Origin of the sequence: Brachybacterium sp. GCM10030267 (assembly GCF_042666875.1) — a bacterium.
Classification (GTDB): domain Bacteria; phylum Actinomycetota; class Actinomycetes; order Actinomycetales; family Dermabacteraceae; genus Brachybacterium.
Window position 1 is genome coordinate 62,400 of sequence record NZ_JBHTCX010000011.1, and the last position, 13,347, is coordinate 75,746.

The window sequence follows — 13,347 nt, forward strand, 5'->3', positions numbered from 1 at the left end:
CGTCGCCGGGATCGCCCGCCCCGCCCCGTGCCGGGCACATCCCGCGCTGTCAGGCCACGCTGAGGCTGTCGATCATGGCCTGGAGGTCGGCGACCTGCTGCTCGTGCCCGGTGGCGGCACCGCCGTCGAACGCCGCGGGGCCCTCCGGCGTATCCACGACGATCACGGCGATCTCCCATGACTCCGTGGTGTCGAGCAGGCTGAGGTCCGAGAGCATGACCGTCGCGGTGACGATCCAGCCGTCGTGCCCGTCGACCGTGAGGGCCTCGTCGCGGTAGTTCTCCAGCTCAGGGTCCGGTCCGTAGATCTCCTGGGCCTGATCGCGCGAGATGCCGCACTGGAAGATGGCTCGCGCGGCGTCCTCGACGCCCGGGTAGCCGCCCTCGTCCTCGGGGTACTCCACGGCGCCCACGGCGGCGACGGAGTACCAACCGTCCTCGACCTCCTGCTCCGCGGCGGCGACATCAACCATGTACGAGGACTGCGAGCCCCAGTTGCTCCCGGTGCCCCAATCCGGCTGGACAGCGAACTCCAGACCGCCGCTGCGCACCGTGCCGTCGGACTGCTCGGCCTGCGAGTTGTTGTCCTCGTGGACCGTGCACTCGGTGGTGGGCTGCTCGGTGAACGTCGGCTCGGCGCCGCCGGCCTCGTCCGTCGCCTCCTCGGAGGGGACGTACTCCTCGGGCCGGGTCTCCTCGGGATCATCGGCAGCAGAGGTCTCCTCGGCGGCGGTCGGATCCTCGGCGTCAGTCGAGAACACGGTCTGTGAGAACACGAGTGCCACGATCGCGAGCACCACCACCAGAACACCGACGCCGCCGAGGGCGACGGCGATGATCGGGCCCCTGCCGCCGCCCCCGCCGGGAGTCCCGCCGTGCCCGGCACTGGGCCCGCTAGGCCCACCGACCCCATCGGAGCCACCGGAGCCACCAGGCCCGCCACCGGTGCCCGGGGTTCCGGTTCCCGGGATCGATGCCCCGCCGCTGAAGTCGGGCAGCTGCGGCGGCTCGGACGTGCCTGGACGCTCGGACATTGCTGCTCCCCTCGAGCCCTGCTCCCCGGCGCGGACGATACGCGTGCCCGGCCGCGGCCCAGCCTAGCGGCGGGGTCGCGGCTCCCGTGCCCGTCTCGATACGCGAAATAATGCAAAGCATGAGTGGCGTAAATGGCAGAGGTAAGGCTAACCTCAGTGTGGCCGCGACGCGCTCCGCTCTCCCGGACCGGTCCCTTTCCCTCGACAGAAGGCAGCCCCATGACCTCCCACTCCCGTCTCTCCCGTCGCCACTTCAGCGCGCTCTCCACCGCCGGTGCTCTGGGCGTGGTCCTGACCGCCTGTGGCGGCAGCACCCAGGCCGCCGACGGCGGTGCGTCCGACGGGGGTGACAGCGGCGCGGCGGGCACCGTGGAGATCGAGGACAACAACGGCACCCAGACCGTCCAGACCCCGCCGGCCTCCGTCGTCGCGACGGACAACCGCACCTTCGAGACGCTCCAGGACTGGGATGTCACGCTCACTGCTGCCGCGCGCGCCCTGATGCCGACGACGATCTCCTACCGGGACGACGAGTCGATCATCGATCTCGGCAACCATCGCGAACCCGATCTCGAGGCGGTCGTCGCCGCCGAGCCGACCCTGATCATCAACGGTCAGCGCTTCGCGGACTACCACGAGGACTTCGCCCGTCTCGCCCCGGACGCGGCCATCCTCGAGCTCGACCCCCGCGACGACCAGCCCTTCGCGGACGAGCTCAAGCGCCAGGTCAGCGCCCTCGGGACGGTGTTCTCCAAGGAGGCCGAGGCCGAGCAGCTCGGCGCCGACCTCGATGCCGCCATGGAGCGCGTCACCGCCGCCTACAACGGCTCCGACACCGTCATGGCCGTCAACGTCTCCGGCGGCGAGATCGGGTACATCGCCCCCGGAGCAGGCCGCACCCTGGGCTGGACGTTCGAGGCCTTCGGCTTCGTCCCCGCGCTCGAGGTGGAGGGCGCCAGCGACGACCATCAGGGCGACGACATCTCCGTCGAGGCCATCGCCGAGTCCAACCCGGACTGGATCCTGGTCATGGACCGTGACGCCGCGATCTCCGCCGACGACCCGGCCTACGAGCCGGCGGCCGAGGTCTTCGAGGCCTCCGAGGCGCTCGCCGGGGTCACCGCCGTCGCCGAGGGCCGCCTCGTCTACATGCCCGCGGATACGTACACCAACGAATCGATCCAGACGTACACGGAATACTTCGAGGCCCTGGCCGACGCCCTCGAGGGCGCGGCCTGAGCCCTGGCGCGATGTCGTCCTCGTCCTCACCTCGACCCGCTGCCTCGCCTCGGCCCGCTGCCTCGCCTCGACCCGCTGCCTCGCCTCGACCCGCTGCGCCGACGGTCGCGTTGGCGCCCGACGGGGTGCCCGAGCGAGCTCGCGGCCGCGAACCGCTGCTGGATGCGAAGCTCGTCGTCGCCCTCGCGGTGGTGGCCCTGCTGCTGGTCGCGTCGCTGCTGACCGGTGTCTACGACGTGGTGGGAGCCGAGGACGGCGGCGCGATGTTCGCGATCACCCGGATCCCGCGCACCATCGCGCTGGTTCTCGCCGGCGCTGCGATGGCCATGTCCGGGCTGATCATGCAGCTGATGACCCAGAACCGGTTCGTCGAACCCTCGACCACCGGCACCACGGAATGGGCCGGCCTGGGGCTGATCCTGGTGATGGTGCTCGCGCCGCAGGCCGGCCTCCTGACCCGGATGACGGTCGCGATCGCCTTCGCCTTCGTCGGCACCATGGTGTTCTTCGCCTTCCTGCGGAAGGTGACCCTGCGCAGCTCCCTGATCGTGCCGATCATCGGCATCATGCTCGGTGCCGTCGTCGGCTCCGTCTCGACCTTCGTCGCCCTCCAGTTCGACGCCCTGCAGAACCTCGGGGTGTGGTTCGCCGGCTCCTTCACCTCCGTGCTGCGGGGCCAGTACGAGGTGCTGTGGATCGTGGCGCTGGCCGGGGTGGCGGTGTTCCTGGTCGCCGACCGGCTCACCGTCGCCGGGTTGGGCGAGGACATCGCCACCAACGTCGGCGTGAACTACCAGCGGGTGCTGCTGATGGGCACCGGCCTGGTCGCCATCGCCACCGGCGTGGTCACCGTGGTGGTGGGGAACCTGCCCTTCCTCGGTCTCATCGTGCCCAACGTGGTCTCGATGATCCGGGGCGACGACCTGCGCAGCAACCTGCCGTGGGTGGCGCTGCTGGGCATCGCCGTGGTCACCGTCTGCGACCTCATCGGGCGCACGATCATCATGCCCTTCGAGGTGCCGGTCTCCCTGATCCTGGGGATCGTCGGCGCCATCGTGTTCATCGCCCTCCTGCTGAGGCAGCGCCGGCATGGGTGAGCGCACGCTGACCGGCTCGGCACCCGCCGCGGGACCGGCACCCGTCACGGGCCCGGCACCCGCCGCTGGGGCGGCGACCGGCGCGGACACCGGGCGGGCCGTGTCCACCGCCCCGGCCGACGCCGTCCTCGACGCGGCGGCCCCGCGCCCGCTGCCCCGGCGCCGCAGCAGCTCCGGTCCCTTTCCGGACGCCAGGTCCAGCAGGCGCTACTGGAGCGTGGTCGGCGCGCTCGTGGTCCTCGCGGCCGCGTTCGGGCTCGGACTGCTGGCCATCGACAACCCGATGCCCGTCGGCACCCGGGGCTTCTGGCTGATCGCCGAGCTGCGCGCGACCTCCCTGGTGGTGATGGCGATCGCCGCGTTCTGCCAGGCCACAGCCACCATCGCCTTCCAGACGGTGACGAACAACCGCATCATCACGCCCTCGATCATGGGCTTCGAGTCGCTGTACACCGTCATCCAGACCGCCGCCGTCTATCTGCTCGGCGTAGCCGGAGTGGTGGCGCTCCAGGGCACCGCGCAGTTCCTCGCGCAGGTGGCGCTGATGGTGGGCCTCTCCGTGCTGCTGTACGGCTGGCTGCTGCGCGGGAAGTACGCGAACATGCAGGTGATGCTGCTGATCGGCATCATCATCGGGGGAGGGCTGGGGTCGGTCTCGACCTTCATGCAGCGCCTGCTGAGCCCCAGCGAGTTCGACGTGCTCAGCGCCCGCCTGTTCGGCTCGGTCACCAACGCGAGCGTCGAATACCTGCCCTACGCGATCCCGCTGTGCCTGGTCGCCGGGGTGCTGGTGTGGCTGAACGCCCGCCGCCTCAACGTCATCGCCCTGGGCCGGGACGTGTGCCTGAACGTCGGCGTGGACCACGGCCGCCAGACCATCTACACCCTGGTGCTGGTCTCGGTGCTGATGGCGGTCTCCACCGCCTTGATCGGCCCCATGACCTTCTTCGGCTTCCTGGTCGCGACGCTGACGTACCAGCTGACCGGCACCCACGACCATCGCCGGCTGCTGCCGGTCGGCGTGCTGGCCGGATTCGTCGTGCTCTCCGGGGCGTACTTCCTGATGAACCACGTGTTCTACGCGCAGGGAGTGGTCTCCATCATCATCGAACTCGTCGGCGGGTCCGTCTTCCTCGCCGTCATCCTGCGGAAGGGGCGCCTGTGATCACCATCGACGCGGTGCGGAAGCGATACACCTCGGGCTCGCGGACCATCGAGATCGGCCCGGTCAGCCTCGAGATCCCCGCCGGCGGGGTCACGGCGCTGGTGGGCCCGAACGGCGCGGGCAAGTCCACGCTGCTGACCATGGCCGGCCGGCTACTGGGGATCGACGAGGGCGCGATCGAGGTGGCCGGGTACGACGTCGGCTCCACCGCCTCGAAGGACCTCGCGAAGATCCTCTCCGTGCTGCGCCAGGAGAACCACTTCATCACCCGGCTCACCGTGCGCCAGTTGGTGGGCTTCGGCCGCTTCCCCTACTCCAAGGGGCGACTGACCAGGCTGGATGAGCAGAAGATCAGCGAGGCCATCGACTTCCTGAACCTCGACGAGCTCGAGGACCGCTACCTCGACCAGCTCTCCGGCGGCCAGCGACAGCGTGCCTACGTCGCCATGGTCCTCGCCCAGGACACCGAGTACGTGCTGCTGGACGAACCGCTGAACAACCTCGACATGCGCCACAGCGTGCAGATGATGGGCCGGCTGCGGGATGCCGCCCGCGAGCTGGGCCGCACCGTCGTCGTGGTGCTGCACGACATCAACTTCGCCGCCCACTACGGCGACCACATCATCGCGATGAAGGACGGCGGTGTGGTCGAGGCCGGCCCGGTCGAGCAGATCATAGACGGCGAGGTGCTCACCCGGGTGTTCGACACCCCGGTCCAGGTCATCGAAGGGCCCAGCGGCCCGCTCGCCGTGTACTACTGAGAGCAGGCGGAAGGCTGCGCCGACGCTTCTGCGCTCGGGGCCGACGACGCCCGACCCTGCGCCGGCAGCGCGGGATCCGCGACCTCGTGGGAATTGGAGCGCCATACCAACGCGGTCACGGATCCTGCGGAGGAGTCGCGCCGGGCCGCGCCGGGCCGCGACGGGTCGCAGCGAGGTCGGGCCGGCGCGCGCCCGCCTCGGCGTCAGTCGCGCTTCTGGGCGGGGTCGAACCCGGCGCGGCCGTCGGGGCGGTCCAGCTCGTCGATCGCGGCGATGTCGTCGGGGCTCAGCTGCAGCTGGACCGACTCCAGGTTCTCCACGATCCGCGAGGGCGTGGCCGACTTCGGGATCGCCACGATGTCGTGGGCGAGATGCCAGGCGAGGACCACCTGGGCCGGGGTGGCGCCGTGGGCAGCGGCGATGCCGGTGATGACGGGGTTCTCGAGGAGGTCGGACTTGCCCTGGCCGAGCGGCCCCCAGGACTGGGTGAGGATGCTGTGCTGGGCGTGGGCCTCGCGCAGCTCGCGCTGCTGGAAGTAGGGATGCAGCTCGATCTGGTGGATCACCGGGGTGACGCCGGTGGCGGCGATGATCTCCTCGAGCTCGGCGAGCGGGAAGTTCGAGACACCGATCGAGCGGGTCAGGCCCCGCTTCTGCAACTCGACCAGCGCCTCCCACGCCTCGACGTACTGGCCCTGGGACGGGACCGCCCAGTGGATGAGGTAGAGGTCCATGTAGTCCAGGCCCAGCCGCTCCAGGGACGCCTCGCACGCGGCGATCGCGTCATCGTAGGCGTGCTCGTCGTTCCACAGCTTGGTGGTGACGAAGAGGTCCTCGCGGGGCACGTCGGCGGCGCGCACCGCGCGGCCCACGCCCTCCTCGTTGCCGTACAGCTTGGCGGTGTCGATGTGACGGTAGCCGGCGTCGATGGCCTGCCCGGTCAGGTCGGCCGCGACCTCGTTGTCGACCTTGTACACGCCGTAGCCGAGCTGCGGGATCGAGTGGCCGTCATGAAAGGTCAGCGAAGGACTGGTGGACATGGTCTCCTCCTGGAGGGATCGGCGTCGCCGCCAGCCTACGATGGAGTCATGAGCTCGACGAGCCCGGGGCGGACCCGGTGACACCGGCACGCAGCTCACGTCTTGCACCGCTGGAGCGGCCCGTCCCCGACGGGCCGCCCGCCTACGACCATGCCCGCGGGCACACCCCCGAGGGGCGGCGGCTGGACGTGTACGGACTGCTGGACACCCTGTTCATCGCCACCGGCGTGGTGGTCTCGGTGTGGCTGGCGCTGCTGTACCTGATCGAGGGCTTCTCGCTGACGCCCATCCGGCTGCTGTACCTGGCTGGATTCTGGATCCTGCTGACCTACATCACGCTGCCGCGCCTGCATCAGCTGATGACCTGGATCTATCTGCCGGACTACTTCTTCGGCCGCACGCGCACCACCGAGGGCGTGCTCTCGGACCCGATCAACCTCGCCTTCGACGGCCCCGAGCGCGATCTGCACGTGGCGATGCGCCGCGCGGGCTGGGTGCTCGCCGAGGAGCGCACCGTCTCCTCGGCCTGGTCGATGGTCCGCTCCACGCTGCTGCGCAGCTCGTACCCCTCGGCACCCGTCTCCGACCTGTACCTGATGGGCCGACGCCACGACTTCACCTACCAGCAGGAGGTCGGCGGGACCACCACCAAACGTCACCACGTGCGGTTCTGGCGGATGCCGCCGGACTTCGTGCTGCCCGGCGGGTACCGGGCGGACTGGCTCGCCGCCGGCACCTACGACCGCGCCGTCGGCTTCTCCTTCTTCACCCTCCAGGTCACCCACCGCATCGACGAGAACATCGACGTCGAGCGCGACTACCTGATCGACACCGTGCGCTACGCCGACCGGGAGATCCCCGTCGAGATGATCCACGAGTTCTCGACCGCATACCACCACCGCAATGGCCAGGGCGACCGGTTCCGCACCGACGGCCACCTGCCGGTGATCGATGTGGCCGGCGCCGCCTCCCGGTCCGACGGGGCGACCGCGATGATGCTGCCCCGGCACCGGCCGACGGGGACCACCGTGATGAAGGCCCGCGCCCGCGCCGCGACCCAGTCCGCGCTGGCCGCGGCCCGCCTCACCAGCGGTGTCACCGGCCGCACCGATCTGGGCAACGAGATCTCTGCGCAGTGGCACGGGACCGTCGACGACTTCCACGAGGCCGTGGCCCGGGCGGCCGACCACCACCTGCCGCCGCCGACGGTCGCGTTCACCGGCGCCCTCGTGCTGCTGCAGGCGGGGCTCGTGGTCGCGCAATGGCTCACCCAGCTGCTGGGGACGAGCCCGCTGCCTCTGTTCGATGACGCGACGCTGCTGTTCCCCGGCCAGACCGGGTTGGGCGTGGCCTCCGGGTTCGCGCTGATGCTGGTGCTGCTGCTGATCGGGGTGCTGCGCCGCAGCCGCTGGGCCCGGATCGCCCTGATGGCTGTGTTCACGGCCGACGCGGTCGTGCGCCTGGCGTTGGCCACCTCCTCCGGCGGCGACGTGACCCACTCGCTGCTGGTCGGCGCCGGTGCCTCCGCCCTCGGCGTGCTCGCGATCAGCTCCGACGCCTCTCGCCAGTGGGTGCAGACGCTGCGCGTCTCCTCCCACGAGGACGAGGACGAGGACGCAGACGAGGACCGGGGCGCGGACCAGGCCGCTGGCGAGGACGTGGACGTTGGCGAGAGCAGGTCCGAGGACCGGGGCCAGGCCGGCGAGGTGGACGGCCACGCCCCCGGCGGGACGGACGACGGGCTGCCGGAGGGGGACCTGGCGCAACCGGCGGAGCGGCCGACGCAGCGGCGCTGATGGTCGCGAGAGCGTTCGGCGCAGCGCTGACAGGGCTGGCAGAGCCGGCAGGGCTGGCAGAGCTGGCAGAGCCGGTCTGCTGAGGCCGGTGGAGACGCGAGTTCGCGGCCGGACCGGGCGCGGCGCAACACGTCGTTCTGTTTCCCGTCGGCCTCGGTGTGAGCACGGACACCACGGAGTAGAGTTCGCTGTCAGCCGTTCACGGTGTCCCTGCGCGCCGACGCTCATCGCGAGCCCGGCGCCACCTTGAGCGGCCCGCCCGAATCCCCGTTCCCCGGGAGGATCCTGATGAGCGAGCCCCACGAGCCTGCCCCGGCAGCGCCGGGCGACCCGGCACCGGCCGGCGGCGCCTCCGACCAGCCCGAGCTGAAGCAGGCCATCACCCCCAAGCTCCTGCTGCTGTTCATCGTCGGCGACATCCTGGGAACCGGCGTCTACGCCCTGACCGGCAAGGTCGCCGGGGAAGTGGGCGGCGCGGGCTGGCTGCCGATCATCATCGCCTTCGCCGTGGCCATGGTCTCGGCGCTGTCCTACGTCGAGATGGTCACCAAGTACCCGCAGGCCGCCGGTGCCGCGCTGTACGTCCACAAGGCGTTCGGCATCCATTTCCTGACCTTCATGGTCACCTTCGCGGTGCTCTCCTCCGGCATCACCTCGGCCTCGACCAGCTCGATCTTCCTCGCCGACAACGTGCTCAAGGCCTTCGGGCTCGACGAGACCCTCGGGGGCGCCGCGACCGGGACCGCGACGGCGATCGCGCTGGCGTTCATCGCCCTGGTCGCCCTGATCAATCTCTACGGCGTCTCGGAGTCGGTGAAGGCGAACGTCGCCCTGACCCTCATCGAGCTCTCCGGCCTCACCCTCGTCATCCTCGTCGGCTTCTTCGCGATCGCCGAGGGCAAGGCGGACTTCTCCCGCGTGATCCTGTTCGAGACCGCGAACGACAAGAGCCTGTTCATGGCCGTCATCGGCGCCACCGCCCTGGCGTTCTTCTCGATGGTCGGCTTCGAGGACTCGGTGAACATGGCCGAGGAGACGGTCAACCCGGTCAAGAACTTCCCGCGCGCACTGATCGGGGGCCTGTCCATCACCGGCGTGATCTACGTGCTGATCTCCGTGCTCGCCGTGGCCGTGGTCCCGATCGGTCAGCTCACGGAGGCGACCACACCGCTGCTGACCGTCGTCGAGGTCGGCGCCCCGGGCATCCCGATCGATACGATCTTCGCGTTCATCTCGATCTTCGCGGTGGCCAACACGGTGCTGATCAACATGATGATGGCCTCCCGCCTGCTGTACGGCATGGCCAAGCAGGAAGTGCTGCCCGGGTTCCTGCGAGGGGTGCTGCGCAGCCGACGCACCCCGTGGGCCGGGATCCTCTTCTCCACCGGCTTGGCCTTCGCGCTGGTGCTCACCGTGCGCTACGTCCTCGCCGAAGGCACCATCTCCGCTCTCGGCGGCACCACCGCGCTGCTGCTGCTGGCCGTGTTCGGCCTGGTCAACGTGGCGGTGCTGGTCCTGCGCCGGGAACCGGGCCGCGAGGGCCACTTCCGGACCCCGACGGTGCTTCCGGTGATCGGCGCGATCACCGCCTTCGCCCTGATCACGCCGCTGGCGCAGCCCGCGCAGAACTACATCATCGCCGGCGGTCTCCTCGCGATCGGCCTGGTGCTGTTCGCGATCACCTGGATCTACAACAGCGCCGTCCGATCCCGGCGCACCCGCATCCGCCACCCCGATGACCTCGGCTGAGCTCAGTTCCCGGCGGAACCCGGACCTCGCCCGAGTCGCCGCCCTCTTCGATCGTTCCCCCAGGGAGATGCCATGACCACCGTCCTGCTGGCCTATGTCCCCAGTGCGACCAGTGAGGCCGCGCTCGCCTTCGCCGTCGAGGAGGCGAGGCGGCGCGACGCCTCCCTCCTGGTGCTCGCCTCCGAGCGCGCGCCGGACCCGCGCAAGGCACGCGGTGTCAGTGACCCCCGGCCGCTCGCGGAGCGCCTGGCCGAGACCGGTCTCGAGCACGAGCTGCGCACCGTCCCCAAGCGCGACGACCCGGCCGACGACATCCTCGACGCCATCGAGAACGACGCCGTCGACCTCGTCGTGATCGGCATCCGGCGCCGCACCCCGATCGGGAAGATCCTGCTGGGCTCGACCTCGCAGCGGGTCGCGATCGAATCGCCCGTGCCGGTGGTGCTGGTCAAGCCCGACACCTTCGTCAGCCCACCGAGGCCCTGACCCCTCAGCCCACCCAGGCCATGACCCTTCAGCCCACCGGGCCCTGACCCCTCCGCCCACCGCGGCCCTGACCGGCACGGACCCTGAGCCGAGCCCGGAACGCCGCGCACGCGTCATACGAATTCCTCCCAGAGTTCACCCCGGTGTCGCCTCAGGGCGAGAACGGGATCACTTTGCTGGCGCATTGTCAGGTCGACTCCGCCCGTTATCGCGGCCGAGAGCACGATCAACAGCAAAGGATCTTCCGATGGCCCTGATCGACCTGCCCCTGATGATGAAGGACTCCGTGCGCGGCAAGCGCTCGGCGGTGACGTGTGCGCTGAAGTGCGGTAACCAGTGCGCCTACGGCCCCTGCAACCACAGCGACAACTCCACCTTCCGCGACATCGCCTCCGCCGCGCTCTCCCGCCGCACCATGCTCGGCGGCACCGGCGGCGCCATCGCGATCGCCCTGGCCGGCACCCAGGGCGCCGTCGCGGCCCCGGCCGGCTCCTCCCCGGCGGCCCCGACCGTCGGCCCCGCGCCCGCCCTCGCCCCCAACGGCACCTCGCTCGACTTCGACGCGATCGCTCCGGTGAACTTCGAGACCGACGAGTTCACCGTGCCCGAGGGCTTCGAGTGGCACCCCGTGATCCGCTGGGGCGACCCGCTGTTCGACGACGCCCCCGAGTTCGACTGGAACGCCCAGAGCGCCGAGGCGCAGCGGGTCCAGTTCGGCTACAACAACGACTACACCGAGATCCAGGAGATCCCGGACACCGACGGCAAGCGCGCCGTGATGTTCGTGAACCACGAGTACACGAACGAGAACATCATGTTCCCGGCCGACACGGACCAGGACGACATCATCGAGATCGGCATGGCCGCCCACGGGCTCACCGTCGTCGAGCTCGAGCGCGAGAACGCCATCTCGCCCTACAGCTATGTCCAGGGCGCGGAGCTGAACCGCCGCATCCATCTCGACGACGAGTTCGCCCTGACCGGCCCCGCCGCCGGCAGCGACCTGGTCACGACCGCTGATGACCCCAAGGGCAGGACCGTCCTGGGCACGCTCGGCAACTGCGCCGGCGGCCTGACCCCCTGGGGCACGCTGCTCTCCGGCGAGGAGAACTTCCACGGCTACTTCCGCGCTCCCGGCACCTCCGAGGCCGAGCAGCGCTACGGCCTGGCTGACCGCGAGACCTCCCGCCTGTGGGAGCAGAAGTACGACCGCTTCGACGCCCGCAACGAGGGCTACGAGAACGAGCCCAACCGCTTCGGCTGGATCGTCGAGGTCGACCCGTTCGACCCCGAGTCCACCCCTCGCAAGCACACCGCGATGGGCCGCTTCAAGCACGAGGGCGCCAACGTGATCATCGGCGAGGACGACCGCGTCGTCGCGTACATGGGCGACGACGAGGTCTTCGACTACCTCTACAAGTTCGTCTCCAAGAAGAAGTACGTCGAGGGCGACCGCGACCACAACATGAAGCTGCTGGAGGAGGGCGACCTCTTCGTCGCCAAGTTTACCGGCAACTCCGCCGACGAGATCGACGGCTCCGGCGAGGTTCCCTCCGACGGCGCCTTCGACGGCACCGGCGAGTGGCTGCCGCTCGTGCTCAAGGGCAAGTCCCAGGTCGAGGGCTTCACCGTCGAGGAGGTCCTGGTCAACACCCGCCTCGCGGCCGACACCGTGGGCCCGACCAAGATGGACCGCTGCGAGGACGTCGAGCCCTCCCTGGCCTCCCGCCGCGTGTACGTCGCCTGTACCAACAACTCCGGCCGCGGCGTCGACGGCAACGCGCCGGCCGACGAGATGAACCCTCGCACGGAGAACCGCGACGGCCACATCGTGGAGATCGACGAGCAGGGCGACCAATCCTCGACGACGTTCTCCTGGAACCTGCTGATGGTGTGCGGTGACCCCGAGCAGGGCGATCAGACGTACTTCTCCGGCTTCCCGCAGGACAAGGTCTCCCCGATCTCCTGCCCCGACAACCTCGCCTTCGACTCGGTGGGCAACCTCTGGATCTCCACCGACGGCGCCCCCTCCGGCATCGGCTACAACGACGGCCTGTTCCGCGTGACCCTGGACGGCGACAGCCGCGGCCGCGTCGAGCAGTTCCTCTCGGTCCCGATCGACGCCGAGACCTGCGGCCCGATCATCCGCGACCAGGACCAGACCGCCTTCGTCTCGGTCCAGCACCCCGGTGAGGACGGCGAGTGGGGCGACCAGCGCTCCTACTTCCCCGACTTCGACGGCGTCGGCCCCAAGCCCGCCGTGATCCAGGTGCTGCCGATCGCCGAGGAGCACCCCTTCTCCGACATGGGCCCCGAGGACGAGCACTACGAGTCGGTCATCTGGGCGTACGAGAACGGCATCGCCAAGGGCTACAAGGACGGCACCTTCCGTCCCGTCCAGCCCGTCAACCGTGACGCGATGGCCGCGTTCCTGCACCGCCTGGCCGGTTCGCCGGAGGTCACGCCCCCGCGCAGCGAGCCGTTCCGCGACGTCGAGCGCGGTCAGGAGCACTACGACGCGATCATCTGGGCGTACCAGCAGGGCATCACGACCGGCTGGAGCGACCGCACCTTCCGGCCCACCCAGCCCATCGCGCGCGATGCGATGGCGGCGTTCATGTACCGCTACGCCGGCTCGCCCGCCTTCGACGAGCCCACCGAGCGTCCCTTCGAGGACGTGCCCACGCACATCATGTACGCCAAGGAGATCGCCTGGCTCGAGGACCAGGGCATCTCCAAGGGCTGGAGCGATGGCACCTACCGTCCGCTGAACCCGATGAACCGTGACGCCACCGCGGCGTTCCTGCACCGCGCCCGCACGGAGCAGAACATCACGTTCATGGGCGGCTGATCGCCGGTCTCCTGCATCGGGTGGCCGACCCTCCGGTCCCGACGACGCGACGGCCCCGCAGCCACACGGCCCCGCAGCCACACGGCTGCGGGGCCGTTGGTCGTGGCCGTCCGAGGTGCGCATGACCGCC

At 70.1% G+C, this 13,347-nt stretch carries 10 protein-coding genes; 8 read left to right on the forward strand and 2 right to left on the reverse strand.

Features of this window, described 5'->3' with window-relative positions:
- Positions 1 to 49 precede the first annotated feature (49 nt).
- On the reverse strand, positions 50 to 1,033 hold the full coding sequence (locus ACFQS2_RS09545; protein ID WP_377793518.1) for a hypothetical protein: 984 nt from the start codon (positions 1,031 to 1,033) through the stop codon (positions 50 to 52).
- Between the two features lie 219 nt (positions 1,034 to 1,252).
- Between ACFQS2_RS09545 and ACFQS2_RS09550 the strand changes: the two genes are divergently transcribed.
- The 4 genes from ACFQS2_RS09550 (at position 1,253) to ACFQS2_RS09565 (ending at position 5,295) form a co-directional block, all read left to right on the forward strand.
- A complete protein-coding gene (locus ACFQS2_RS09550; protein ID WP_377793519.1) occupies positions 1,253 to 2,272 on the forward strand; it encodes a siderophore ABC transporter substrate-binding protein in 1,020 nt (339 codons plus the stop codon).
- Positions 2,273 to 2,397: 125 nt separating this feature from the next.
- Positions 2,398 to 3,369, forward strand: coding sequence for an ABC transporter permease (locus tag ACFQS2_RS09555; RefSeq protein WP_377793520.1), 972 nt, complete (start codon positions 2,398 to 2,400; stop codon positions 3,367 to 3,369).
- Positions 3,362 to 4,534 carry an iron chelate uptake ABC transporter family permease subunit gene (locus ACFQS2_RS09560; protein WP_377793521.1) on the forward strand — a complete coding sequence of 391 codons (1,173 nt, stop codon included), beginning with the start codon at positions 3,362 to 3,364 and terminating at the stop codon, positions 4,532 to 4,534. The genes ACFQS2_RS09555 and ACFQS2_RS09560 overlap by 8 nt, the downstream gene beginning before the upstream one ends.
- The gene (locus ACFQS2_RS09565; RefSeq protein WP_377793522.1) at positions 4,531 to 5,295 is read left to right on the forward strand and encodes an ABC transporter ATP-binding protein; all 765 of its coding nucleotides are present in this window, start codon (positions 4,531 to 4,533) and stop codon (positions 5,293 to 5,295) included. Before ACFQS2_RS09560 ends, ACFQS2_RS09565 begins: the two co-directional genes overlap by 4 nt.
- A gap of 203 nt (positions 5,296 to 5,498) precedes the next feature.
- On the opposite strand, the gene ACFQS2_RS09570 is transcribed toward ACFQS2_RS09565, so the two are convergent.
- Entirely contained in the window at positions 5,499 to 6,335 is an 837-nt protein-coding gene (locus ACFQS2_RS09570) for an aldo/keto reductase (RefSeq protein WP_377793523.1), read from the reverse strand.
- A gap of 77 nt (positions 6,336 to 6,412) precedes the next feature.
- On the opposite strand from ACFQS2_RS09570, the gene ACFQS2_RS09575 reads away from it, so the two are divergent.
- From ACFQS2_RS09575 to ACFQS2_RS09590, 4 genes are all read left to right on the forward strand, one after another.
- On the forward strand, positions 6,413 to 8,131 hold the full coding sequence (locus ACFQS2_RS09575) for an LssY C-terminal domain-containing protein (RefSeq protein ID WP_377793524.1): 1,719 nt from the start codon (positions 6,413 to 6,415) through the stop codon (positions 8,129 to 8,131).
- A 288-nt stretch (positions 8,132 to 8,419) separates the two neighbouring features.
- Positions 8,420 to 9,880 carry an APC family permease gene (locus ACFQS2_RS09580; protein ID WP_377793525.1) on the forward strand — a complete coding sequence of 487 codons (1,461 nt, stop codon included), beginning with the start codon at positions 8,420 to 8,422 and terminating at the stop codon, positions 9,878 to 9,880.
- Positions 9,881 to 9,952: 72 nt separating this feature from the next.
- A complete protein-coding gene (locus tag ACFQS2_RS09585) occupies positions 9,953 to 10,366 on the forward strand; it encodes a universal stress protein (protein WP_377020146.1) in 414 nt (137 codons plus the stop codon).
- A 247-nt stretch (positions 10,367 to 10,613) separates the two neighbouring features.
- Positions 10,614 to 13,217, forward strand: a complete 2,604-nt coding sequence (locus tag ACFQS2_RS09590; RefSeq protein WP_377020147.1) for an alkaline phosphatase PhoX — start codon at positions 10,614 to 10,616, stop codon at positions 13,215 to 13,217.
- Positions 13,218 to 13,347: the final 130 nt, after the last annotated feature.